Annotated in this window: 24 protein-coding genes; 8 read left to right on the forward strand and 16 right to left on the reverse strand. The window is 36.7% G+C overall.

Annotated elements, in window-relative coordinates; translation table 11 throughout:
• Window positions 1–99: 99 nt before the first annotated feature.
• The 9 genes from J7E63_RS16090 to J7E63_RS16135 form a co-directional block, all read right to left on the reverse strand.
• Window positions 100–714 (reverse strand): hypothetical protein, encoded by a 615-nt coding sequence (locus J7E63_RS16090; protein WP_215014179.1) that lies wholly within the window; start codon window positions 712–714, stop codon window positions 100–102.
• A gap of 213 nt (window positions 715–927) precedes the next feature.
• A complete protein-coding gene (locus J7E63_RS16095; protein WP_215014181.1) occupies window positions 928–1,590 on the reverse strand; it encodes a GGDEF domain-containing protein in 663 nt (220 codons plus the stop codon).
• Between the two features lie 51 nt (window positions 1,591–1,641).
• Complete coding sequence (locus J7E63_RS16100) at window positions 1,642–1,797, reverse strand: hypothetical protein (protein WP_215014183.1); 156 nt, start codon at window positions 1,795–1,797, stop codon at window positions 1,642–1,644.
• Window positions 1,798–1,799: 2 nt separating this feature from the next.
• The gene (locus tag J7E63_RS29675; RefSeq protein ID WP_251033569.1) at window positions 1,800–4,115 is read right to left on the reverse strand and encodes a TIM barrel protein; all 2,316 of its coding nucleotides are present in this window, start codon (window positions 4,113–4,115) and stop codon (window positions 1,800–1,802) included.
• Window positions 4,112–5,569: a GMC oxidoreductase gene (locus J7E63_RS16115; RefSeq protein WP_251033570.1), complete on the reverse strand. Its 1,458-nt coding sequence runs from the start codon at window positions 5,567–5,569 to the stop codon at window positions 4,112–4,114. The genes J7E63_RS29675 and J7E63_RS16115 overlap by 4 nt, the downstream gene beginning before the upstream one ends.
• Before the next feature lie 253 nt (window positions 5,570–5,822).
• Window positions 5,823–6,929, reverse strand: a complete 1,107-nt coding sequence (locus J7E63_RS16120) for a GerAB/ArcD/ProY family transporter (RefSeq protein ID WP_308161967.1) — start codon at window positions 6,927–6,929, stop codon at window positions 5,823–5,825.
• 41 nt (window positions 6,930–6,970) lie between these two features.
• On the reverse strand, window positions 6,971–7,213 hold the full coding sequence (locus tag J7E63_RS16125; protein ID WP_215014187.1) for a hypothetical protein: 243 nt from the start codon (window positions 7,211–7,213) through the stop codon (window positions 6,971–6,973).
• Between the two features lie 3 nt (window positions 7,214–7,216).
• The gene (locus J7E63_RS16130) at window positions 7,217–8,383 is read right to left on the reverse strand and encodes a Ger(x)C family spore germination protein (RefSeq protein ID WP_215014189.1); all 1,167 of its coding nucleotides are present in this window, start codon (window positions 8,381–8,383) and stop codon (window positions 7,217–7,219) included.
• 25 nt (window positions 8,384–8,408) lie between these two features.
• Window positions 8,409–9,896 carry a spore germination protein gene (locus J7E63_RS16135; RefSeq protein ID WP_215014190.1) on the reverse strand — a complete coding sequence of 496 codons (1,488 nt, stop codon included), beginning with the start codon at window positions 9,894–9,896 and terminating at the stop codon, window positions 8,409–8,411.
• Window positions 9,897–10,060: 164 nt separating this feature from the next.
• Between J7E63_RS16135 and J7E63_RS16140 the strand changes: the two genes are divergently transcribed.
• The 5 genes from J7E63_RS16140 to acpP all read left to right on the forward strand — a co-directional run bounded on the left by J7E63_RS16140 (window position 10,061) and on the right by acpP (window position 15,734).
• On the forward strand, window positions 10,061–11,068 hold the full coding sequence (locus J7E63_RS16140) for a DUF3231 family protein (RefSeq protein WP_251033571.1): 1,008 nt from the start codon (window positions 10,061–10,063) through the stop codon (window positions 11,066–11,068).
• A gap of 574 nt (window positions 11,069–11,642) precedes the next feature.
• Complete coding sequence (locus J7E63_RS16145; protein ID WP_251033572.1) at window positions 11,643–13,187, forward strand: spore germination protein; 1,545 nt, start codon at window positions 11,643–11,645, stop codon at window positions 13,185–13,187.
• Complete coding sequence (locus J7E63_RS16150) at window positions 13,168–14,268, forward strand: GerAB/ArcD/ProY family transporter (RefSeq protein WP_215014194.1); 1,101 nt, start codon at window positions 13,168–13,170, stop codon at window positions 14,266–14,268. The genes J7E63_RS16145 and J7E63_RS16150 overlap by 20 nt, the downstream gene beginning before the upstream one ends.
• Window positions 14,265–15,374, forward strand: coding sequence for a Ger(x)C family spore germination protein (locus J7E63_RS16155; protein ID WP_215014196.1), 1,110 nt, complete (start codon window positions 14,265–14,267; stop codon window positions 15,372–15,374). Before J7E63_RS16150 ends, J7E63_RS16155 begins: the two co-directional genes overlap by 4 nt.
• Window positions 15,375–15,503: 129 nt before the next feature.
• Entirely contained in the window at window positions 15,504–15,734 is a 231-nt protein-coding gene (gene acpP / locus J7E63_RS16160) for an acyl carrier protein (protein ID WP_168243930.1), read from the forward strand.
• Between the two features lie 246 nt (window positions 15,735–15,980).
• Here the strand turns inward: acpP and gdhA are convergent, their stop codons facing one another.
• Complete coding sequence (gene gdhA / locus J7E63_RS16165; RefSeq protein WP_215014198.1) at window positions 15,981–17,363, reverse strand: NADP-specific glutamate dehydrogenase; 1,383 nt, start codon at window positions 17,361–17,363, stop codon at window positions 15,981–15,983.
• A 147-nt stretch (window positions 17,364–17,510) separates the two neighbouring features.
• On the opposite strand from gdhA, the gene gltC reads away from it, so the two are divergent.
• Window positions 17,511–18,422 (forward strand): glutamate biosynthesis transcriptional regulator GltC, encoded by a 912-nt coding sequence (gene gltC / locus J7E63_RS16170; RefSeq protein ID WP_215014200.1) that lies wholly within the window; start codon window positions 17,511–17,513, stop codon window positions 18,420–18,422.
• Window positions 18,423–18,653: 231 nt separating this feature from the next.
• On the opposite strand, the gene J7E63_RS16175 is transcribed toward gltC, so the two are convergent.
• The 3 genes from J7E63_RS16175 to J7E63_RS16185 form a co-directional block, all read right to left on the reverse strand.
• Window positions 18,654–19,505 carry a hypothetical protein gene (locus J7E63_RS16175; RefSeq protein ID WP_215014202.1) on the reverse strand — a complete coding sequence of 284 codons (852 nt, stop codon included), beginning with the start codon at window positions 19,503–19,505 and terminating at the stop codon, window positions 18,654–18,656.
• Between the two features lie 268 nt (window positions 19,506–19,773).
• Window positions 19,774–20,343 (reverse strand): cupin domain-containing protein, encoded by a 570-nt coding sequence (locus J7E63_RS16180; RefSeq protein ID WP_215014204.1) that lies wholly within the window; start codon window positions 20,341–20,343, stop codon window positions 19,774–19,776.
• Window positions 20,344–20,786: 443 nt separating this feature from the next.
• Entirely contained in the window at window positions 20,787–21,149 is a 363-nt protein-coding gene (locus J7E63_RS16185; RefSeq protein ID WP_168243922.1) for a group I truncated hemoglobin, read from the reverse strand.
• Window positions 21,150–21,563: 414 nt separating this feature from the next.
• Here J7E63_RS16185 and J7E63_RS16190 point away from each other — a divergent pair, with 414 nt between their 5' ends.
• Window positions 21,564–22,745 (forward strand): YsnF/AvaK domain-containing protein, encoded by a 1,182-nt coding sequence (locus tag J7E63_RS16190; RefSeq protein ID WP_215014215.1) that lies wholly within the window; start codon window positions 21,564–21,566, stop codon window positions 22,743–22,745.
• A gap of 240 nt (window positions 22,746–22,985) precedes the next feature.
• On the opposite strand, the gene J7E63_RS16195 is transcribed toward J7E63_RS16190, so the two are convergent.
• The 3 genes from J7E63_RS16195 to J7E63_RS16205 form a co-directional block, all read right to left on the reverse strand.
• Entirely contained in the window at window positions 22,986–23,792 is an 807-nt protein-coding gene (locus tag J7E63_RS16195; RefSeq protein WP_215014217.1) for a hypothetical protein, read from the reverse strand.
• A gap of 309 nt (window positions 23,793–24,101) precedes the next feature.
• The gene (locus J7E63_RS16200) at window positions 24,102–24,863 is read right to left on the reverse strand and encodes a 3-hydroxybutyrate dehydrogenase (protein WP_215014219.1); all 762 of its coding nucleotides are present in this window, start codon (window positions 24,861–24,863) and stop codon (window positions 24,102–24,104) included.
• Between the two features lie 89 nt (window positions 24,864–24,952).
• Entirely contained in the window at window positions 24,953–25,420 is a 468-nt protein-coding gene (locus J7E63_RS16205) for a lipocalin-like domain-containing protein (protein ID WP_215014221.1), read from the reverse strand.
• A 133-nt stretch (window positions 25,421–25,553) separates the two neighbouring features.
• On the opposite strand from J7E63_RS16205, the gene J7E63_RS16210 reads away from it, so the two are divergent.
• Window positions 25,554–26,444: a LysR family transcriptional regulator gene (locus tag J7E63_RS16210; protein ID WP_215014223.1), complete on the forward strand. Its 891-nt coding sequence runs from the start codon at window positions 25,554–25,556 to the stop codon at window positions 26,442–26,444.
• Window positions 26,445–26,639 lie beyond the last annotated feature (195 nt).

Genomic DNA, 26,639 nt, shown 5'->3' on the forward strand with positions numbered 1-26,639 from the left:
AAAAAATGGGTTCTGGTGCAAAAAACTCAAAACAATCGCAATTAATCTCTAAAGCTTGGATATACTGATACTATTTTTGCAAATGTCCGATCTTTTTCGTTATGGAACTATGCGAGGAATTTTGTCTGTTTCCTCTTCAAGTACATGAATTCCTCCGATTACTTCATAAGCTGAACCAATTGACACAAGCATATCTCCTGTGATGGCGAGTTTTTGTTCTTGCAGCAGTTTAATTAAATCTGTTTCTCCTATTTGACTTGATACAGAAATAGCCTCTAATATTTGTCCAATCGTCTTAATCCAAACACCAGTTAGTATTTGTTGTTCACCTATTGTATTTGCATCTTCCTCAATATGCAAAAGCCCTGATAAACCTTTAATTTCAATGATCTGACCTATTACTTGAATCCAAAGCCCTAATGCAACCTCTTTTTCCAGTCCTAAAATTTTATTACTTTTTTTCTCGCTGAAATCTTTTCTGTTATTGCTCATATTCTTTGGAAGTTCCATTATTACCAACCCCAAAACTAAAATTTGCTTTATTTTATGTGAATCAAATGGGATTGTGTAGCCAATTTTGCTCATTCTACGCACTTTTATTGATGTACCGTCTTGAATAACAATGGATAAACCTCCAAGGTTATCAACAGAAGTCTTTTGCATCATACTCCAGGCTTCCATCGCTGTTTCGAAGTACTCATCAATCATCTTCATGTGGAACTCCTTTCTACATACTGTTATATTCTTCCATTCTCTCGTTGTAACAGTAGAAAGCTATGGTCGGTACTAATGACTCCACGTTGTTTATCTGAACATTTTTTCACACATAATTATCATTTCTAATTAAACACCCTCCTCGTTAGTAAAAAAGCGACTGTTCTTATTGAACAATCGCTCTAATTAATTGAATTATAATTTTTTATTGTTTCATATTTTTTTAAGGGTAGCTTTTTTACTTAAGGTTTTTAATTTATACATATTTTTATCAGCAATCTTAATTAGACTGTCCATATCTTTTCCATCATTTGGATAAATAGCAAATCCAGCAGAAACTGAAATTTTTTTTTCTGTATTTTGGGATAGTTCTCTCAATCCTTGTTCAATCCTCTTGATCATTCCTTCAGTTCCAGTTTGATCTGAGAAGGGCGAAATGATTAAAAATTCATCTCCTCCCCATCTTGCGATAATGTCACTGACGCTAGTGCTTTTTAAAAGTATAATCGAAATATTTTCAAGTACCAGATCTCCATATTTATGACCATATGTATCATTTATTTGTTTAAAGTCATTACAATCTAATATTAATATACTTAGTTGTTCGATTTTTTTCGCTGATGATATTAGTTTTGGGAAAACCTCCTCAATAAAACGTCTATTGTAAAGTCCAGTTAAATAGTCTTTTTCGGAATAAAATTTAGCCTTGTCATATTGTTTTCCCAGCCACCAGAGTGTCACGGTAGTTACAATCAAAACAGTTGTATCTATGAACGTCCGAATCGAACTTTGAAGTGTTTTATAATTATAAGCAACATAAGGTATTCCAACAATTATACTAATTAAGGTTGTTACTATTCTTCCTTTGTATTTCAAGGTAGGTATCACTCTTTCTTTCCGAATTAAAACCTATTATATTATTTTCCATTATAAATAACCTGTATATCCTCCTAATATACCACATCCTGATGTTTTTACATTAATCGTAATGTAAATTTGTTCAATAAGAAAAGCCGCATCAATGGCAGCTGGTTCTTTACTATAAGCACCAGTTAACCATCCATGAAGCTTTTCAGCAACCATATTTATTTGTTTTGATGAATAATATAATCTGCTGTTCGAATGGCCAAGGCAACTGTTGTAAGTGTAGGATTGGCCCCTAAAGTCGGTAAGATACTGTTATCCGCTACATAAAGTCCTGAAATGCCGTGAATTTGACCGAATTTATTAACTGCAGAAGTGTAAGGGTCATTACCCATGCGGCAAGTTCCTGATTCATGGTTATCATCCCCGGGTGCACGCAGATAAATCTTGGGCTGCCCGTCAATGATGCCTAAGGACGTAAGAACCCTTTCCATTCCTGCTGCCAAATGCTGAATGACAACTCGATCCCGATTACTAAAATTGAAATGAACCTGGATCTTTGGTACACCATATTTGTCTCTCTCATAGGGATCAAGAAAGATCATGTTTTCAAATCGTGGTTCTACATTTCCATAACCATGGAAGATCATCTCTAACTCATCTTGAAGCGGTTTTTCAAGCATGCCAAATTCGATTTGATAAGGATTGTCCTTCGTATTTGGAATCAAAATACCAATCCTCCCCAAATCCTCTGGTAACAACATCCGGTTGATTATTGGATTTGCAGCTAAAGCAGAATGATCGATAAGAAAGTGGCCAATGGCTGGACCAGAAATTCCTGAATGAAGAAGCAGGCGTGGAGTTTCAAAAGTACTTGCCGACAAAACAATCGTTTTTGCTTTGATCCAGTATGATTTCAAATCCGGAGATACGACCTTAACACCCGCTGTTTTTCCTTTTTCAATAAGCAGTTGAACGGCACGAGCATTGACAGCAAGATCAAATGGTCTGTAATTTAAAGCTTCTGCAAGGAATAGGATGGAACTAAATACAGCATTGGAATGGATCGCGCCATATTTAGTAGGTGTTATGTCGACAGCAAAAGGAATACTTGTCGCTTTAAAAAATCCATTTGCCCAAAGACGGTTTAGAATGATTCGAGTGGGTAAACTCGATTTCGAAAAGGTTTTATTCACATTCAAGACCTGTTCAGCGATTTTGTAGTAAATATTCATTTCTTTTAGTGGGATAGGCCATTGTGAAATAAGATAGGAAGGAATTCGAGGACAAGCTGCTGCCCACTGTATAGTCCGGCCCCCTAGGCCAAAAACTTGTTTTGCACCTGAAAATTCAGGAAGTCTTTTCCCAAGTGGTCTTGTTATAGAAGAAATATATTGTAATGCACGTTCGCGGGAGAGTAATCCGAGATTTTCAACATGTGTTGGCAACAATAGGTCTCCTGCTTCAATCATACCAACTCGTTTTCCTTTATTTCTCCATTGATCACAAAGCCGCCATAAGGCAGCTCCTCCTCCTGCTCCACTCCCTACAATCAACACATCATAATCTGTTTGCGCCATTTTTTCTAACGGGGTGAGTGGAATCCAGGAATCAACAGTTTCCGGTGAGATCACCTGAGGGCAAGCCGGGGGAAAAGAAGCCTGTTTCTGTTTAATGGCAGATGAAGTAGAAAATTTACTGTAAGTATCCAGATAGGGATTATTTTTATCCCATTTTAATCCTATTTTATTTAAAAGCCTTTTCAATTCTTTTGCTGCAACCAAGAAGAAATCCCGATCAGCAATACCTGGCATACCCTTTGGTTCAATCGATATAAATCCGGAATATTTTTTCTCTTGTATTGAAGTAAGTAATTTTTCAATTTCAGCGTCACCTTCTCCAGGCGGAACCACTTTACCAGTATCTATTTGAGCATCCTTCAGATGAATGTAAGAAATATAAGGCTCTACAAGAGGATAGGCATGTGTCATTGGAAGCACTGAGGAGCGTAAAAAATTAACCGGATCAAACGCAAAACGAAGATTAGTGGAGTTGATACTTTGAAGAATATCAAGTGTGCGTTCCCCGGTATCCCCATACATTGTCGTATCGTTCTCAAGAAGAAGGATAACACTTTCATGTTCAGCGATATGAGTCAGATCTTTTATTCGCCTTAAAACTTCAGCTCTATACTTTAAAGGATTTTCTCCTTGAGGAATGATAAAAGAGCGAATCCGAATGTAGGGTGTACCAAAATATTTGGCTAAATAAATGGCCCGTCTCATATCATTAAGCTGTGGAGTAAAATCATCTGTTATAGGAATAATCCCGATCGGTGAAGCGATGGAGGAAATGCGAAAACCTCGAGCATCCAGGCGTTTTTTTATTTCTGCAACTTCATCATCATTCAGTTGTAAAACATTTTTTCCTCCTACACCACGTAAATCAATATAATAAATCCCTTCGGAGGCCAAAGTATCCATTTGTATTTCCAAATCAGGTGAAATTTCATCACCAAAAGCTGTTAATGTAATCATGTGAAGGCACGCTCCTGATTCTGATGGATGATATAATCTGCTGTTCGAATGGCTAAGGCAACTGTCGTCAGTGTCAGGTTTGCCGAACCGATGGAAGGAATGACACTGTTATCAGCAACATACAGTCCCTTCACACCATGTATTTGCCCATACTTGTTGACTGCAGAGGTTGATGGATCAATACCCATTCGGCAGGTCCCTGAGTCATGATTTTGATCACCCGGCGGCATTAGACAGATGGAAGGCTGGCCCGATTTCGAATACATACTTATACCACAAAAAGAAGATATCTGTTCAATTGCACCAGCAATTTCACGGATGATGGCTTGATCCTTTTCACTATAGGAAAAATGTATGTGTACTTCTGGCACCCCGAATTCATCCGTTTTATAGGGATCTAATGTAACTTTATTTTCAAATCTAGGTTCAACCTCACCAGAACAAAGAAAGTTTATTTCTAGTTCCTTTAGAAAAGGTTTTGTTTGGTATGGTTGGTACCAAAAATATCCATTTGGTCCTCTTAGCTGTATTTGATAGTGCCTATCAGGTGTTGAAGGAATTAAAATGCTTAAAGTTCCTAAAGGTTCCGGAAACTCCTCACGGCTTATTGTTCCAGTGGCTAACACAAAAGAATGATTCATTAAATAATGACCGATGGCTTGCCCTTTAATTCCCGAGTGAAGAAGCAATCGAGGTGTTTCAAATGTACTAGCGGACAATACAACGGTCTTTGCTTTTAAAATATAAGGTTTTTTTTCTGAAGATAGGACCTTTACGCCAACTACTTTCCCACTTTCAACTAGTACTTGAACGGCCCGAGTTTTTACAGTTAAATCGAATGGACGGTGATTTAATGCTTTTGCAAAGAAATCGATTGCTCCAAAAAATACCTCTGAACTCCCCTGTCCATAAATTCCAGGACCAAGTTCGGCGGCTATAGGAGCAGGAGCAGCTTCTGTTATACCCTTCCACTGCAATCTATTCAACAATATTTCTGTGATCTGGGAACCCTTTGTGTATTCTCTTGATACATTCATCACCCTTTCTGCAATTGTATAATAAGATTCCATCTCTTGGACCGTGACAGGCCATTGTCCAAGTTCTAACTGATTCAACCGTGGGGTGATCGCATTCCAAAATAAAGTTCTTCCACCAAAAGCAAAAACTTGTTTAGCCCCCTGAAATTCGGGATTATATTTACCTAATGGTTTTGATACATACTCATGGAGATTGTTCATACGTTCACTATTCATTGTAGGAATATTGGCTGCTTGTGTTGGGAGCAAAAAATCACCAGATTCAACGACACCTACTTTTTTTTCATTTTTCCCCCATTGTTCGCATATTCTCCAGGTAACTGCTCCCCCGCCTGCACCAGTGCCAATAATCAAAACATCGTATTCGGTATTGGCCATCTGTTCTAAAGGAGTAGAAGGAATCCAATTATTCCTCAATGGCTTCTCACATCCCTTTATTGATGCTTAACTATAATCTGAATCTGACCGTAAGCAAAAGTGATCTATATTAAAAAGAAACAATTACAGATACCGTCTCCTCATTCATATTATTTAAGATACCTAGTTATTCCTAGAAGTTAGGCATAAAAAGAAGCAGCCAAGTGCTTTAAAAAAGCCTTGGCTGCTTATCATATACAGATGAAAAATGAATGTACTTGATTTCCCTTGGGAAACCAACATACCGCTACAACTAAAAGCTATCGTCCTTCTCTTCTAATTTCTTTTTTCTGAAAAATGCCATGATGGTAATAAAAAGAAAAGGGAGAACGACAAGGGTAGTAACAATTAATGGCCAAATAATAAATGTTGCTTCAAAATGCTCCATATCTGACTTGAACATGGTAAGTGTGAGAAGGAGGGTAATAAACGTAACAGGAAAGATAATAATCTGTTCATCCTTTAATTTTAATAATCTTGATAGGATCACTTTTAAAACAAACAGCATGATGGTTGCTTTCATATAGGAACCAACAATCAAGGCGATACCAATGAAAGACTCATTCCTTGTAATAATTTCCTTAATATTAACCAAACGTGCCAATTCAAAAAGTGAAAATTTATATGTACCTGAAAGTGGTCCTAAAGCCATAATCGTGCAAAGAATAGAGGTAATGATTAAAAACCCTTGAATCAAAAGAGCTGAGAACATATATTTTTTTAATGACTTGGCCTGTTCCTTATTAACAAATGGAAGTAAAAATGAAAAAAGGACTATTTCACCATATGGGAAACCCAGTATGGAATAAGTACCATGTATAACCGGTTTCATTCCTTCTGGAAAAACAGGTAGGAGATTTCCTACGTGATAATTTGGTAAATTCAATATTATTACTATCAATGCAAAAAAGATTGAATAGCAAAGAAGCAAAATAAACATTCTGGCCATTACTTCGATACCCGCTCTTGCCGTTAACGCGGCTACCAGCAATATGAGAACATGAAATACATAAGCGGGTGTTTCCGTCATCATTGTAGTAATGAAAAATCCCCCTATATCAATGATAATGTAAGAAATAACTAAAAAAAGCACGATCAGTATCGGAATACAAATACATAGCGTCATCCATTTTCCAAGTAATTTCCTGCTATAATCGATTATAGTCCAATTTGGATTTTTACCATATAAATATAAAATACATGCCAATAAAAGTAATCCATAACCATTCGCAATAATGACTGATAGCCACGCTCCATTATTAGCAGCTAACGTCAAAGGCTGTGGGATGTTAATATAGGAAGATCCAAGCATAAAAGAGAGAAATAAACACGCCATTTGTCCAGAACTTACCGTTTCCACTTTCTTCAATTTATTCTCTCCTTTCCTATCCCATTTAGAGCTTATATGGGTACCTTGATAGCTTCGACAATTTTATGGGCAGGTTTTGAAAAAAAGAAGTGAACGAGTTCATCTAAATTTGGCCATGCTAAATCCAACACATAAACGCCACTAAGGTATAGGATGGGCAGCGCCAATAGTCCATAAACGATTCGATCTCTCCGATTTGATTGCTTTAATTTTGGAGCGTCGCAAAACAAAATACCTAAGCACACGATAACAAGAAAAACAGTTTTCTCAAACAATGTCTATTCCCCCGTTACTTTTTCGCCAATAGGCATGCCTGTACTTCTTACATTCACTTCAACATCAATGATAAATTGGATGTCAGCAAAAATGTCATCCCAATCCTTTTCCCATTTTTTCCATAAGGCAGGGTCTTGTTGATAAAGTTTATTCCCAATTCCCAACAGATCCACTTTCTCTTCCTGCATACGTTCAATCACTGATTCGATCTTCTCTTCTATTATTTTTTTAATATGATCTTCTAATTTTTTTTCTTCGCCAACATTGGTTATAGTAGTACAACTTAGTTCACCAATCGTTCCTTCTATTTTAGTCAATATGTGAATAGTGGGTGGTTTCATGGTGAATTTGGGAGTTATTTTTGTTTTAATAAAGGAAGTTTCTAACGCTTCCATTTTCGAAGAATCTTGACTCCCTTCATCCAAACAAGGAAACTCAATTATCCCGCTTTTAAATTTATTCATTAACATAAGAACTTCTTGAACGTCACTCGGTTCTAGGAGTTCTGCCATTTTCCCTTTACTAATAATTGCCACCCCGCTGCTATAGGGAGCTTTTTGTTGATCTTCCTTTATTTTAAAATACGGGATTAAAGCCGTTTTCGCTTTACTTTTTAATTGCAAATCTATATCTAACATGCTTGCTTTAATTGTCTTACCTGCATATTTGGTAGAACTTTCGATAATAGTTTGCAATTGCTGACTTACTGTTTTTTCAATAAATGGCTTTATTGTCAAATAGTCAGCAGCTTTTCCATTAGTAACAATAACCAAGGTAGTGAGGCGAACATCTTCATTACGATTAAAAAAGTCAAGAATCTCCCCAATATCGTGTTCCTTTGCAAACTCTTCTCCAATTAATATGACACGCATATGACTCCAACGGGGTAAACGTCCTAAATATCGATTTATGTCACGAACTCCGTCAAAGACACTTTCATTTATCGCTTTTATATTTGTATAGGCTTGTTTTTCCCCGCCGCCCATTCCTCCTGTCGTTTCTGTCGGTGAATAGGATTGAGCGTTTATTTCAATACTGCCTTCTTCTGTTTGGTCTAAACTAATCCCCATGATAAATCCAAATTCCGTTAACTCCCTACTGTCCCAACACCCTGTTAAAGATAGTAATAAAAACATAATAGGCAAAGCTTTCATGGCGATTGAATTCATTGTCTACCATACTTTCTTAGGTGATTTAATTTTTACGCATTCCACGTACTCGTGGGGACTTCCACAATGTTTTAATTGGTGCACGAATTAATACATCGAGTAACAGCCTCGGTCTGAATGGAGTTAGTGGACTAAAGTATGGCTGTCCTAATGACCTTAACTGTGTTATATGTAACATAATGAGCAGGTAACCGATCATAATCCCAAATCCCCCCAATACAGCAGCTAACACCATTAAAGGGAATTGGAGAATCCGTAAACTGATAGAGATGCTGTAGTGAGGTATAGAAAATGAAGCAATTCCAGTTAATGCGACTAAAATAACAATAATAGGAGAAGCGATGTTGGCAGTAATGGCTGCATCACCAACTATTAATGCTCCAACAATACTTACCGCCGAACCAACTGGCCTTGGCAATCGAATGCCGGCTTCTCGGAGTAATTCAAAGAAAAAAATCATTATGATTGCTTCAACAAACGCCGGAAAAGGAAGCCCTTCTCGAGTATCCAGAATGGCCATTAGAAGGTTAGTTGGTATGAGTTCAGGATGAAAAGTGGTTAAAGCAACATAAATACTCGGTAATGATAGAGCGATAAAAAAGGCAGCAATTCTTAACAGACGAATACATGATGAAAACACGACACGATGATAATAGTCTTCACTTGCTTGGAAGAATTCCGTTAATAATCCGGGGCAAATTAATATTGTTCCGGTCCCTTGTACCATTACAATTATTTTCCCTTCTAATAAACCAGAAACAGCTACATCAGGTCGTTCAGTAGACCGATATTGGGGAAATGGTGAATAAGTTGAATCTTCAATTAACTCCTCAATATATGCTGTTTCTAAAACGTCTCCTTTTTTAGCAACTTCGATCCTGTTTTTAAATTCAGCTAACATTTCCGCGTTAACCTTTCCCTCTAAATAACCAAAGGCGATCTCGGTTTTAGTAGCTCCTCCTGCTCTAATTTTCTCAATTTTAAAATGAGGGTTCTGTAATCGTGTTCGAAGCAACCCGATATTTCTTTGCAGGTCTTCAACGGTTCCTTCACGGGGGCCTTGTACTACGGATTCAGTGACAGGTTCTGTGACTTGTCGTGAGTTAATTTGACTCGCTTGCGCATAAGACAACACTTTGTTCCAACCATCAAAAAAGATCACAATGTGTCCTTGTAAAATGTTGTCCACAGCTTGGTCAAAGCTATCCACTAGAACAGCGTTTTGACCAGATATTCCATGTTGACTGAAAAATTTTATGACATCTCTCGGTTTAATCATCGTTGCTGGACCAACTTCATGTGGTACCAAGTCCTGCATGGATTCTTTCATATAATTTACACTTTTCTCTTGAACCAATGTCTCGAAATAAACCGAGAAAGCGGTATATATTAAATCCGGCCCATATTGCCACGGAAAGATTTTTAGATCTTCGCAGTTAGAAAGAACAGCTTTTAACTTCTCTAGATTTTCGTTTGAATTTTTAGAGATTGTTGTAGATTCTTTAAAAAACATTACAGTAACCTCTTTTTTCTTTTATTGTCTTATTATGGTATAAAGGTTAAGAATTATTCCGAAAAAGAAGAAGGTTCGACTCCTGATTGAAGTAACGTTTTAAAATTGACTAATTTCCCTCCCTTTGAACACACTACAATTAAAAAGTCATGGAGGTTATAGATTTGATTCTAACAAACCCTGTAAGTGCACCAGAGGTGGGAACACTTTGGCTTACATACATAGAAAAAACCCTTATTATGAGAATGTTGGAATACTTTATAGAAAAATCGGATGACCAACAAGCTACGAATATTATGGGCGGTTTGTGGCAGGAACTGAATTATTTTGTTTTGCAAATGGAAGAGATATTTAGAGACCAAAAAATGGTGAAACCTGTTGGATACACAAAAGAAGACGTCAACGTAGAAGCTCCTAAGTTATTCGATAATGGATTTGATATTATGTTCGTCCGTATCTTAAAAGAAGTTAGCATGGGTATGTACACCATTAATATGAATATGGCATATAACGATAAAGTTATGCAGATTTATGAGGGACTTACTTCTGTTACTCAAAAAATTTATAAATTGTCTACCCTTTATTTGCTGGAAAAAGGGATTCTAACCCTTCCCCCAAAAGTCACTATGCCAAAAACAAATGAATTTATAAAAAGCAAAAGGTACATGCAAGGATTTAAGCCTTTTGGTGACAAGAGGACTTTAAATGACCTTGAGCTTGGTATTATTCACCATGGAATTGAGACAAATAATATTGGAATGCAATTAATTACTGGTTTCGCACAATGTGCAGTGAACAAAGATGTTAAACAATATTTTGTAAAAGGGATTGAACTTTGTAAGAAACAAATCAAAACATGTGAGGAAATGCTTTTAGAGAGCAATGTTCATTTCTCTGCTACATCTGGAAGCACGGTAACTACTTCAACAATCGCTCCATTTTCGGATAATCTCATGATGCATTGCGTCTACCTCCTCAATGGATTTGGACTTGTAGGAGGTAGTTTTGGAACCTTTTTTAGTTTAAGAAATGATATATCTATAAAATTTTCATTAATTGCTAAAGATATATTTTTCTACGGACAAGAAGGAATTGAAATTAAGATTAAGCATGGGTGGTTTGAAGAACCTCCACAAATGGAGGATAGGGCTCAAATAATAAAAGGCAATTGAATCAATTTGTTTTCTACCTGCTTTTTACCAGATAAAAGAAAAGGCACCGCCCCCGATTTTGGGTTCGCTGCCTCTTTTTTTATAGCGATCATTTAACTTGCTCGTGTCTCTGGTAGTTAGACAATCTAGTATTAAAAAAAATTCATTACTATAGCAAATATGCCAAACAATATGAGTAGTATTCCAAACAAAAATATCCCTGTTACATATTCAAATATGGTAAAGAAATAAGCTACCTTGTTTATCTTACTCCGCTCTTCAAATATAAATTTTAAACCATCTTTAACTTCATAAAAACTAAGTGAACTTAAACCAAATCCCACAATAATACAACTAATTCCTACATATAAAAGTGTCATAATCTATTTTCTCCAATTATTATTCAAAAGGTTTGTACTAGTTAACATACTGTTAGTTTCATATGAATAATCCTTTATTTTTTATTAGTTAATCTGCTCCATAAAAAGAATAGGAATGCGTATTTACTGATACTTCCTTCATGCCACAAACTAATACATAGTTATACCATATTTTGGGGATGATAATGGAAACATTTTGATAATGGAGTAAAAAAATGAAATTCATTTACCTTGCTTTAAAAAAGTTCATGAAACGGGATATCCAACCTGTTGCTTCAAATCAGAACTCTATATCGTTTAAAGAGGTTTTCCATACAATCGATGAAAATATTTCTTTTTTTAAACATACATTTTTTGATTCAGCTGATTTAATGATTAAGGAATTAAATGAAAGTAATAATCGGGGAATTTTGATTTTCTTAGATACGATGGCAGATAAGGATAAGATTCAAAGAGATATTGTAAAACCGATGATGGAAGCGGATAGTGCCCCGTTTGAAAGTGTACTTTATTCTAACTTTCTTAAATCAGATAACTTATTCAAAGCTCAAGAAGCACTTTTGAATGGGTCCTGTATTATGTTCTTGGATGGTGTTAAAGAATTCTACATGGTGGAAGTTGGCCTCTCCAAAGAGAGGACCATTATCGAACCTAGTAATGAACAAGTCATTCAGGGATCTCATGAAGGTTTTATCGAAAATCTTTCAACCAACCTTCATTTAATTAGGAAATCGTGTCGAACCGCAAACCTTACCATGGAACAGATAACAGTGGGTGACCAGATTCAATCCAAAATAGCCATGGTTTATATGAAAGACCTTGCCAATAATGAAATGGTCACCGAATTCAAACGGAGGGTCCATCATATTTCAATGGATTATATCCCCAGTACTGGAGCTCTTCAGGAATTGATCGAAGATTCCACATGGTCACCCTTTCCTCAGATTTTAAGTACAGAGAGAGTAGATCGTGTAGTCAGTCATCTGACTGAAGGAAGAGTGGCGGTGTTGATGGAAGGGTATCCTGCTTGTTTAATTATTCCCGTCACTTTTTTTGCATTCTTCCATTCACCTGATGATTATAATTCACGCTGGATGATCGGAACCTTTATCCGTTCCATGAGGCTCGTAAGCATTTTCATTGCGGTTAATTTGCCTGCTATTTATATTGCGGTGATTGGTTTTCATTTTGAAGTACTGCCGGATGATTTAGTTCTCCCTGTTGTAAGTTCAATCAAAAATATACCTTTTCCTCCGTTAATTGAAGCACTTGTCATGGAGTTGACCATTGAACTGATTCGTGAAGCGGGGGTACGCCTTCCATCAAGGATTGGCCAAACCATCGGTATTGTCGGAGGTTTGGTTATTGGTGATGCAGTTGTCAGTGCAGGCCTCATTTCGAATACCATGATTGTGGTTGTGGCGATTACGGCCATTGCAGCCTACAGCATCCCGACCACAGAAATGAGTGATGCCGTACGATTTTTGCGTTTTCCCCATATGATTTTGGCATCAACCTTTGGATTTGTAGGGATTACCTTTGGGTTTATGTTTACTTTAGCTCATTTATGCAGGTTAGAATCATTTGGCACAGCCTACTTTGCACCTTGGGCACCATTTCGATTAAAAGACATGAAAGATACGTTTATCCGTTTGCCCCTATGGAAATTTAATTCACGTCCGCTTGATTCAAAACCGAACACCCTGAAAAAGCAATCTTTGGCAAGGGGCTGGGATAGTAATGAAACAAAACAAGAATAGAATTACGAACAAACAGCTTGTCTTTATGATTATCCAGGCCCAAATTGGTGTAGGAATATTATCGTTGCCCCATGATGTGGCATTATTAGCCAAACAGGATGGCTGGATTTCCACTCTACTAGCAGGAGTCATCTCGCAGGCGATTATTTTTGCCTTTTGGGGACTAAGCAGAAGATTTCCTTCGTCATCTTTGTACGAAATACTCCCAAAATTACTGGGGAAAGTTGTCGGGAAGCTATTCATTCTCAGTTATGCACTCTATTTTATGGTAACAGGGAGCTTAGTTTTAGCAAGATATAGCGATATCCTGGATAAATGGATCTTACCGCGTACCCCTAATTGGATTACAATGGTTTTAATCCTCATCACCTGCATTTACATCGTCAATGAAGGTTTAACTAGTATCGCGAGATTTTATGTACTGGTATCCCCCATTCTGTTTGTATTATTAGTGTTGATTGCGTATGCAATGAAGGATGCGAACTTCCTGTATATCTTTCCAGTCGGGGATCATAGTATTCTAACGATATTGAAAGGTTCAAAAGAAGCTGCTTTCTCTATGTTGGGCTTTGAACTGTTTCTTTTTATCCATCCCTATGTGCAAGCTTCCGGAAAAGAGAAGCTGATCGCCATCACAACAGCGAACATTTTTGTCACCTTCTATTATACCTTTTTGGTGTTTGCAGCCCTTGTCTATTTCGAGCCCAATTTAGATATCGGACTGACTCCAGAGCCATTATTATATATGATTAAAGCCTATTCGTATAAGGTTCTCGAAAGGACGGATTTATTTTTCTTATCGCTCTGGCTTGTAGTCGTTGCAACTTCGATTGCTAACTGGCTATTATTATCTGCAATGGGGTTGGCCAGTCTTTTTAGAAAAAAAAACTATGTCCACTTACTGCCCATTGTTGCAGGATTCTATTTAATTTTGGCTCTTCTTCCTGATCAAGGAAGAGACTTTGAAAATTTTAATCACTTTCTTGGGCCGACGCACTATATTTTTATCGGCCTCATACCTGTACTTCTACTCATTCTCTCGTGGGTTTTGTCGAAAAAAGAAGTGGTGAATAAGCCATGAAAAGCAAAAAGCCTATTCTTGTACTTCTATGTTTATTACTTACAGGATGCTGGGATCAGCACCTGATGAAAAATGCCGTATTGGTACAGATATTAAGTTATGATTTAGCAGATAACGACGAAATGTTATTAGGAGTATCCATTCCGATAATTGAGGAAGCCTCCGGGGGACCGCAAGCCAGGATAAAAAGTGAAACATTTTCTGCAAAAGGTCATACACCAAGGGATTGTCGACTTAAAATCGATCGAGAAGTATCTGGAATATTAGATACATCTAAAAATAAACTGATTATGTTCGGCGAGAGGATGGCAGCTGAAGGTATTTATCCACCATTAGATGTCATTTGGAGAGATCCGCGAAATTCACTGGGGGCGACACTAGGGGTTGTGAATGGAGAAGCGGTGAATTTGCTTAAAATTAATCCAAAACATGAGCCAAACGTTAGCGAATATATACAAGACGCTCTTACCAGTGCAGAAGAAAACACGGTCATTCCGAATGAAACCATTCAGACACTAGCCTCAGAACTGCTTGATCCGGGAGAAGATATCGTCCTCCCCTATCTTAAAATGAATAAAAAGAAAAGCGCAGTAGTGGTCGGCCTAGCCCTAATGAATGAAAAAATATATTCTGGAAATTTATCTCCACAAGATTCAAGCCTCCTTCTTTTATTGGATAACAAAAAAGGAAAATACGCACGATTTACCAAACGAGTGAATAAAGAAGAGAAGCCGAATTTAATCAATTATCTTTCATTTAATGTCCACAAAATGAAAAGAAAATTAAAAGTTCATGTAAAAAATGGAGAGGTTTCTGTTCAATTAAACTTACATTTAAAGATAAACGTAGAAGAATATCCCAAAGGGGATGTTCCAAAAGATATAGAACGACTAAACAAAGTTTTATCAAAGGAGTTTACAGAAGACGCGAAACAGGTTATAACAAAATTACAGCAGGCGAATTGTGATGCATTTGGAATTGGGAGGAGATTGATCGCGTTTCACCCCAAAACTTGGGAAATGCAAGATAAGAAGGATTATTTTAAAAATGTAAAGTTTAACACGAATGTAAAAGTTGAAATCATCAAACAAGGTATTGTCTTGTAATGTTTAAGTAATCAACCATGAGCACGAAGAAAGGGAGCTGTTCGCCGGATATTGGCAATACTTTTATGTTTTATGTTCCGATATTGGTTGTTATAATGGTGGTTATGAAATACTTAGGGGGATGTTACAATGACCACATTTGAAAAGTTAAAACCTATTATTGCAGACCAACTGGGTGTGAAAATGGAGAATATCAAACCGGAAGCATCATTCAAAGATGACTTCGAAGCTGATTCGCTTGATATGGTGAACCTGACGATGGAAATTGAAGATGAATTCGCAATCGAAATTAGTGACAAAGTTGCAGCGACGCTTCAAACGGTGGGAGATGTCGTAAACTATATTGAAAATTCCCGTTAACAAATAAGGAAAAGGCGGATGGCCCAACGCAGGCGGACACTCGAAAGCTGTTTGGGGGATTATGAGGAAATTCCTTTTTACTTAAAATAATCAGATAAGTAAACTTTTGATAGAAATATCATATTTATTTGACAAGAAAAAAATATCTAATAAATAACAACGATGAAAGGCCACCAATCTGTGGCCTTTCATCGTTGTTTTGAACGGTATCTATATTCTATTATAATCATAACAAGATATTATATTTTAGATAACACCCTGTTCGATCATGGCATTAGCTACTTTTACGAATCCAGCTATATTAGCACCGACAACAAGATTTCCTCGAGCATCATAATCTTCTGATGCCTTCATACTCTTACTATAAATATCTTTCATGATGTCTTGTAATTTCATATCCACTTCTTCTTGTGTCCAAGACAGCCTTGCACTATTTTGCGCCATTTCTAATGCGGAGACTGCAACCCCGCCTGCATTTGCTGCTTTGGCAGGTGCAAATAAAACATGATGCTCCAAATAAGTATCGATGGCTTCTAGTGTAGAAGGCATGTTTGCACCTTCGCCCACTGCCTTTACCCCATTTGAAACTAACATTTCTGCCGCTTCCTTATTTACCTCATTTTGCGTTGCACACGGTAAAGCAATATCGCACGGGATCGCCCAGATGCCTGAACACCCTTCTTGATAGATAGCATCTGGATGTTCTTTGACATATTCGATTATTCTTTTATTCTCTACTTCTTTTAATCGTTTAACCGTATCTAGGTTAATTCCATTTCGATCATAAACATAGCCGTTTGAATCACTGCATGCTACCACTTTTGCACCAAACTGCATCGCTTTTTCCATTGCATAAATCGAAACATTTCCTGAACCGGATACCACAACGGTACTTCCTTGGAGGCTTAATCCCTGACGTTTCAGCATTTCTTCTACAAAATAAACCAATCCATATCCTGTCGCTTCCTTCCGGCCTAAGCTTCCTCCATAACCAACGCCTTTTCCAGTTAGCACACCTGCTTCATAAGCACCTTTTAATTTTTTATATTGCCCGAACATATAACCGATCTCTTTTGCCCCTACTCCTATATCCCCAGCGGGAACATCGATATCCGGCCCGATATGTCGGCTAAGCTCTGTCATAAAACTCTGACAAAAGCGCATAATTTCTAAATCAGATTTACCTTTTGGATCAAAGTCGGAACCGCCTTTTCCACCGCCTATCGGCTGACCTGTTAATGAGTTTTTGAAGATTTGCTCAAACCCGAGAAACTTGATAATACTTGCGTTAACAGACGGGTGAAATCTTAGTCCCCCCTTATAAGGTCCAATCACGCTACTAAACTGGACACGATATCCACGATTCACTTTTACATTCCCTTTATCATCTACCCATGGAACCCGAAAGGTAATCATTCGCTCTGGTTCGACCATTCTTTCTAGAACGGCCTGTTTGATATATATCGGATTTTTCACAAGGACAGGTACTAAAGAATCAAGTACTTCTTTAACTGCCTGCTGGAACTCCCATTCATTTGGATTACGCATTTGAACACTTTCAAATAAACGATTTACGTAATCTTTCACGATTTGCATTTGATTTTCTTCTACTTTGTCCAGCATTTTCATAACGTTCGCCCCTAAAATTTATTAAAAACAATGAAAAATTACTTTTCTTAAATGTATTTTCATTTTATAATTTTATAATTAATAGTTTCAATCTTAATTTCCGATGAAATTAATGCATTTAACGCATGAATCTGGAGTGATTCAAAAATGGAGACGAGGCAAATTCAATATTTCCTAGAAGTGGCTAAAAGAGAGCATGTAACAGAGGCAGCAAATGTCTTGCATGTTGCCCAGTCTTCCGTTAGCAGGCAAATCTTCAATTTAGAAGACGAATTAGGTGTGAAACTTTTTATTCGTGAGGGAAGAAGCGTAAAATTAACCCCTATAGGAAGAATCTTTTATGAACGGATGAAACAAGTGTGGTATTTGATGGAGGATGCAAAGAGAGAAGTAGAAGAAAATTTAAATCCGGAAAAAGGAACCGTTCGAATTGCATTCCCTATTAGCATGGCCGCCCATACATTGCCTTCCATCATTTATGCTTTTCGCATTCGGTACCCGGATGCGAAATTTCAAATGAGCAATGCACTTTATTATGATTTAATTGATGGTGTGGTAAATGGGGAATTTAATTTGGCCATGATGGCACCCATGCCCAATCCGGAAAAAGAAAAAAAAATTAAAGGAGCTACGTTATTTACAGAAAATATCGTTGCCCTCATCCCTCTTCATCATCCATTATCTGATCGGGAATCGATTCGGTTACGGGATTTAAGAAATGACCCATTTTGTGTCCTGCCTGAAGGATTTGTATTTCGCGAACAGGTTGTTCAAGCATGTAAGGATGCAGGTTTTTCACCACAAATCGCATTCGAAGGGAAAGATATTGATGCATTGAAAGGGCTAGTGTCTGCTGGCTTAGGAGTAGCATTGATGCCAGAGATGACATTGGTAGATAACACACCGCGGTCCACTGTCGTGATTCCCATATCAGATACGAGTCTCACACGCACAGTCGGTGTCATCTACCCGACACAACGTCAACTGCTCCCAACCGAAGCATTGTTTTATGATTTCTTACTTGAAACCTACGAAAGATTAAATGAGTTTAGAAAGTAAAAAATTCTTAAAGAACATACGTTTTTTAAAAATAAGTATATATTGGCTGGATGAGGAAAATTAAATGAGTAGCCACATCGACTACTCATTTAAGAATTGTTACCTACTATATCCATCTAGTAGGTAGTTGCATGAATGTATGCTCTTTGCCGTGAAAAAGCCCTACTAACTTTTATTGCACATTTTGTTCGAACTGTGCATAAATTTTCAAAAAACCGGATTGCAGGCCGATTATGTCGAATTTCCAACATTATCAAGTCTTAACGTGTATTTTTCAATTAGTATAAAAAAAAGTAAACTTGCTGCTCGGATGCAGATCAGGTAACTCAATTTCCAATCGTCATGAAAAACTAATATTTTCATGTTCAAAAGGATCACATCGCCTAAAAGCAAAATAAAAAAAGGAACCACATTCCAATATTTATTTTTTGGTATGTAAATACAAAAAATAACAATTACGGCCATACATACGTGATACAAAAAACCACTAAATAATGTACTGTCCCGGTAAATGTTTTCAACCCAATTTACATGAAAGAACTGTTTTCCAAAAAGCATAAGTACGCTTGATGGAGTTTGTAGAATGATCCATGAGATTGTCCAGAATGTTATGATTCGCGGGTATTTATGTCTTTTTCCATTTACTATGGAATACCACTTTTTCATAGTCATCATATAGATAAATGTTACAATGCCAGTCATATATGTGTGCCACCAATGATGAGTGTAGACACCCTCTTTAAGAAACACAACCTCTACCAGCATGAAAACGATGGATATTAATCCAATCCAGCGGTATGAGAGCTGAAAAACCATTACACTAATCGCTGTTGAAGACCATAATCCTGTATTGGCTATTATATGCCCTATGATATTTTCGGCAAAAGGATCTGAATAAAGTCCGGGTTTATATGCGTAAGCATTTAGTGCAAAGAGGACAACAGCTTCACCAATCCATGACCAAGCAGTTGCGAATACAAAATATGAAAACAAATCAAATACGTTTCTTTTTTTATACATTGTATAGACGGTAATTACCGCCCCGATAACTATTAAACCGTAGTACCAGTATATATTTGGCATAGGTCGCTCCTCCTGTAAATCCGCGGTACCTCCCGGGAATGGGAATACAACATTTATGAACTCCCCCGGTTTTTATAGCCATGTTTATATTTCCAATATACACAACGATTCATACATAGGCGTTATGCAATTTTTTTTCACCTATTCCACTCTGAGCCTGTAACGGCAAGTTAAAAGGCCATTCATTTCGTGGAATGGCCTTTTAACTTGCCGTTATGTTAACGCACGAACGATTAAGGATTACGTTTTTCTTTTTACTTAGAAAAATTCAATAATTGCCTCTCTCTCCAATACGCCATCGTATTTCGCTAGATCTAGGTGGACCTATGGTAACTGTTTGATCGATAGGCTTGAGAACTTCAGCTAATTGGGCAGCATTAACACCATAAATTGCCTGGAACACCTCAGGAGGTGTCTTTCTTAAGATGTCTGACCCATATACGACCTCCGTGGAATTATTGTCGAAAATAGCCAACAAGTGGGTGTGATCCGTTATCGCGAAAGCCCAATGCCACCAACCCATAGGGATATACACCGTTTGGGGTGGCTTAACACGGTAACTGAGTACTTGCAGGGTAAATGGATTGAGCATAGAAACGTCAGCTTCACCTTGTATCATATAGGCGAGTTCATTCGCGTTCGGGTGCCAATGAGCCTCTACGCTATGTTCTCTACTCAAATAAACGTCAAAGATGCTTAAGTTTTGCAAGACGGGAAACTGTTTAGCGGTTTGCTGAAGAATGAAGTTTTGACTGTTTTTCTGGAAGTATGGAGCACTTTTTAAGTCAAAGGATAAATTTAATGAAGAGGAGCTTAATATATCACTGGTGGTATACATCGGATACTCACGCCTTCCTTAATTGGATGATTATGGATTCAATCGTTAAGCCCACATACATAGATACATATAGATATGCATGAATCCAGAAATCGTGTTTCTATTGATACCGGATTGAGGTACAACACTAAGGGCATCCTAAATCACTATTTGAGTTTGATGAACCATATTTATTACCTGTTTCCGGTGATAAAGAAGCTTTACGAAAGAGTAAGGATATAAGAAAAACAGGCATACAATCGAGCCTGTTTATTCTTTATCTATATTCAATTATTCGATTACTCCAAGCTCACGGCGCAATTCTTCCTCTACCTCATTTTACATTATCATAATTAATTATGTACTCAATTGTTAACAAAATAGAGGCTACTTGAAAAAGAAAAAGCTACCTTTATTTTTGGCAGCTCGATCTTCCCTACTATGATCCGTAAGCAGAATAACAGTTATTGATACAAAATATCGTCTCTTAGTGAAGCTACTTGAGTTAAAGCTGTATCTATGTCTCTTTCATTCACTCCAAAGTGAGCAAGTGCATCGTGAAGGTGTTTTACAATAGCATTATAATGGGCTGGTTGGAGATTCATTCCTTGGTGAGCTTTTGCCATAGATTGACCAGAATATTGATTTGGACCGCCTAATGCAAAACTAATAAATTTTGACTGATGACGGCGTTGTTTTTCCATATCCGTTTCTTTAAAGAAATGATTAACTGTCTCATCCTTAAGAACCAACTCGGAGTAAAAATAGTCCACAACTTTTGCAATCGCTTCTTCTCCGCCAACTTTTTCATAAAGTGTTTGTTCCATATATACACTCCTACTTTGAATTTAATAGAAGTATTTTCTGCAGAAAAAATGTTATTATTCCTTTCATATTCAGTTCACTATCGGAATCCTGCAACATAAGGACGATAGAGTAAGTAAAAGACAACTACACTTCAACACTTTCACCCATTAAATTGATGTACCTACTAATGATTTTTTAAAATAAATTAAACGGATGGTTTTTTCTTCCTTTTTTTATCTTAAATTAAACAAGTTTAGCTCTAGAAATGTGCCTATTTGACTTATTTTTTCGGTAAACCTCATATTTTTTTAACAAAATATTATACTTCATTTCTATTTTTACATGTTTCAAGTGTATACCTCTCGGGTAGATATACTATAAATGCGGATGTACTTTATATTCCACATTAACTATATTTTAGGAGGTACGATAGAATGAGTATGGAAAAAAGAATCGTTGGAACCTTTAATTCAGAACAAGAAGTCTTGTATGCGATTGAAGAATTGAAACGTCAGGGGCATCGTGAAACAGATATGATGGTAGTGGCAGAAAATAGAAGTCGCATTCCATTGGTCATTTCACACACTGGAGTCATGGTAGAAGCGGATATACAAGTGAGTACTTTAGCAGGTGTTATGATGGACAGCTTTTTTACCATAATGACTGCAGGAATGGGCGGAGGAAAGGTAAACACTCTGTCGAACAGGCTTATTGAAAGAGGTCTACCAGTATTTACAGCAAAACAGTGTGAAGAGGAAATAAATAAGGGGAAAATGATTTTGCTGCTTGATACGAATGGAACTTACGACAGCTCTAATAATAAAGCTCATTATGAGACTGAAATATATGAGACTGAAAAAACAGGAGCCGTCCGACTCCGTGAAGAACAGCTTGATATTATAAAAGAGCGTGTCCAAGTCGGCGAATTACAGCTCCATAAAGAAGTAGTTGAAGAACAGCGAACAGTGCAAGTTCCACTTATTCGAGAAGAAATATATGTAGAGCGCCGTCCTGTCATTAATGGAAAGGTTGATGGCAGCCCGTTTACAGCGGATGAAATTATTCGTATCCCCATTATGGAAGAACGAATAGAAGTAACGAAAAGACCGGTAGTCGTTGAAGAAGTGATTGTAGGCAAGCGAAAAATTCAAGAAACAAAGCAGGTACAGGATATCATTAGAAAAGAAGAAGCGCGGATTGAGCGTTCTATCCCCTCACCAATGGAAGAAAAGAAACTGGTCACCCAATTGGCCGTTGTAGGGCAAGAAGAAGTCATTACGGAAAGTCCCAATATTTTGATTGTGGAAGGAAATCCCGATATTGCAACCATAATGAATGAGGATAAAAAGCAAGAATCCCGCGAAAAACGCACAGGTTCCCTCGCGGTCCAAAGTGAGAAAAATAAACCAGAATCCTCTGCCAGTAAAAATGAAAAAGCGAGCGGGACGCTAACAGATTCTCCTGTTCTTAAGGAAAATGAAAATGAGAGTTATCTACCGATTTCAGCAGCTAATGTAAAAGAGGAAGCATCTCACAGCAACGAAAATTCTTCCTTAGATGAGGAAAATAAAAATAATAAAAATCAAATGAAAAGAAGAAAAAATACTACTCAGTAAATAGGATTGGATAGTCTATGAAGTTCATAGATACGATAAAAAAAGCTGATTTCAAATCACTTAAATGTGATCTTTTGAAGTCAGCTTTTTTTCTGAAGGATTTAAAATAGAAAACTGTAGGATTCTTACCTACAGTTTTTGCACTAATATTGATGTTTTCACCACTTAACCCATTACCTTCACCTTGTATTTATTAATCTTTTACCTACCACTTGAATCACTTTCTGTAGAAATTCAAAATCATATCTTTTCACATGCTCCTAATAATTTCTCAGTCTGTTCAATTAACAAGAACATTTCATCCCAAGAATTTTGGGTATTAATATTCTGGGAATGTGCCAAGTTGTTTCTTAATTTTTCTAATTGTTTGAAGTAATGGTTACCCTTGCTTTTTGTTTCAATACCCAAAAGTTCCCTTAATTGTTTCTCATTAAGGACAATGTCTCTTTTATCACAAATCTGTAGACAATCACTTAATTGAATCGCTTCATTTTGTGACTTTCTAAGAGAAAATAATTCCTCAGCTAAGCTAATTCGATTGGTACTTAAATGTGTCTTCCAGGTATCTTCAGGAAAATAATGATTAATAATCCGATAAAGGTGCATCTCTAATAATGAAATCAACCCAAATAATAACATCCGAATCGGAGGTTTCTGGAGATCGGCTAGTGTCACAACTTTTGTTACCCTATTTCCTTCTAGTATAAATAATCTTTCTATCTCTTTTAAAAAAAATAACGTATCGATAAGTGGTGTTGATTCCGAGACAAGTTCCGTCGGACTAAAACTCCGATAATATTCTTTACAGGATCCTTCCTTCAATTCATTTCTTACTACATAACCAATGACGATTCCGTTTTCTTCAACACCCAAAACATCATAGTCTTTTATAACCATCATACTTTGAATCATTTCGGCATCGTCATGAAGATGACAAGTATCCATAGTTTCTGAAATACTGTTTACAGTGATGTTTCGCTCGTACAATGAACGTAGATTTTTATAAGAACTCACCTTATCATGTTGTTGCTTTGGAAAAAATGTCAAAACATTCCCCTCCTATTTATGTAAATGACAGTACTGCATCGATTAGACTGGCAAAAGCAATCGTATCATTAATGTTTCAAAAACTGTTAATAAGTTTTCTGTTGAACTTAAACTTTCCCTTAATTTAGAAATTAAACTTAGAAATTGATGCGAATAACCTGGATAAACGAACAAAAAAAAGAGCGTGTTTTGAAAAAAAGATTGATTAAAACACGCTCTTAATATATTCAATTGAATCATTTTTTTATAAAAATTTTGATCATTTCTGTGATCCTTCCTCAATTAAATCGCTTTTTAATTGAATACTAACTACATTCCGCCTGTTACACCAATTCCTTCACCTGTAATCGCTGCTGCACCATCCGAAGCCAAGAAAACAGCTGTAGCACCAATTTCTGATGGCTCAAGTAAACGTTTCATCCATTGTTTACCTAAGATGTGATGGTTTAGAGCTTCTTTTTCAGTTGTTCCATCCTCTGCTGCTAGTTTTGGTAACTGTTTTTCAATTAATTCTGTCCGGACTGGTCCAGGCATAATGGCATTAACCGTGATGCCATCCTGTGCAGTTTCTAGTGCTGCAGTTTGCGTAAAACCTACCACGCCAAATTTTGCAGCTACATAAGCAGATTTATAGGCATCAGGAATTCTGCCATGTGCAGATGAAATATTAATAATACGCCCCTTATGTTGTTTTTTCATTGTAGGAATTACATGTTTCGTCATTAAGAATGTTCCAGTCAAAATGACACTAAGTAAAAGATTCCATTTATCTAATGGGAATTCCTCTACTTTTGCAATATGCTGCAGACCCGCATTGTTAACTAATACATCAATTGTTCCGCGGTCAGCAATAATTTGTTCAATCGTACTTTTTATTATTTCTTCATCCGCAACATCGACTTTATATCCTTTTGCATTCCCAAATTTTTTAGCTGCGCTTTCAGCTGCCTCCAAATTCAAGTCCAAGATGGCAACAAAGTCTCCATTATCAATAAATGATTGTGCAATAGCATACCCAATTCCTTGCGCTGCACCTGTAACAATTACTGTACGATCTTTCTGTGATCCCATGAAGATCCCCCTTGTGTCAATCTGTTTTAAACTTAGGAAATGATATTTTTTACCCCTTATTTCTCTTGTTAATAAAAAATTCAATATTTTTACTTTACTCGTTTCCAAATCAATTTCGTATTTTGCTCCTTACCATCAACAATAATTGGCGGGCTTGTAATTTCGAGAATATCTTCAACAAGGTTGACATACCGTGGTTGCGTATCGTCTAACCAGGTTGGATTCATGCTGACAGTCATATGATGGGTTACAACGTGGTTCACTTCATCGACTTCATATGGACCAGCATAAGCAAGATAACCTTCTGCTGCAGCGGCCATTTCTTCTTGCGTTCCAGTATGTAAAGCACCAGATGCATATTTAGGACGCCCAGCACTCATCATTTGTGCTGACATATAGCCTTCCGGATGATACATAATAAATCCTGTTGCATCTTCCCCCATCGGGTAAGTTCTATTACCATCGATATCTGAAACTTCGTAAGAAACTAAGCTCCAAATACCAACTACCGCATCTTTTAACGTTTTTTCACCTGATTCAATTAATTGGCTATTCATTATTTTTAAAACCTCCCTAATAGGTCTATTGTTAATATGCATTACTTGTATAGTTTAAATGAATTAAATTTATAATAAAAATATATATATATTATAGAATATATTTTAAAATGTTATAAATAGAGGTGAAAATATGGAGCTGAAACATTTACAATACTTTACAGAGGTCGTCAAGCATGGCAGCTTTTCTAAAGCAGCAGAATATTTGTATATATCCCAACCCAATATCAGTAATGTTATTAAAGACTTAGAAGCGGAATTAGATGTGAAGTTGTTAATCCGTACAACTAGAAAGCTTGAGCTAACTGATACAGGAAGACTCCTATTTCAATATGGACAACAAGTTTCCCTAACTTTACAACAGTTTTATCAAGAATTAGATGATACAAAGAATAGCAAAAAGGGCTACGTTAAAATTGGAATATTCCCCATGCTTGGAACGGAATTTTTCACTAAAATGATATCTGAATTTCATAAACAATATCCTGAAATCAGTGTCCGATTTGTGGAGGATGGAGCAAATAATTTAAAAAAAGCATTAATACAGGGGGAGCTTGATTTGGTTGTAATGCCTTATCCAATTGATGAAGAGTTATTCGATTTCTTTCCTTTCTTGAAAGGAGACTTACGTATTCTAGTCCATCAACATCATCCTCTGGCAAACAATGAAAGCGTAAAATGGTCAGAATTACTCGATGAGAACTTTATTATCTTTCGAGAAGGGTTTAGCATTCATGATACCATTATGGAGGAATGCGGAAGACTCGGTTTTAAACCTAATATTATTTGTGAAACATCGCAATGGAATTTTATGATGGAAATGGTCTCGATTAATCAAGGAATCACCATTCTTCCTCAAAGCAAATTTAATGAAATTGATCACAATAATCTTAAGTTAAAAATATTGCCACTTGTTGAACCAGAGAAAAATTGGAATTTAGGTATAGCCTGGAGAAAAGAATACTATCTCTCCTTTGCCACAAGGACATGGATTCAATTTTTAAAAGACACATTAGAGATATAATGTTCCATTTACTAAACAAATTGGAGGATTCATTCGAAAAAGGGTTAACGAATAAATGATCAAAAAAAGAGTATCTGTTACCCAGAAACTGATCCTGCATAGTCCATATAATGGCCCTTTAGTGGAGTATCATACTGGAGTATTACAACATCGACAAGAACATAAAAAAAAATCCTGTTTAAATTAATACAGGAT

Source organism: Bacillus sp. ISL-75, from assembly GCF_018613095.1.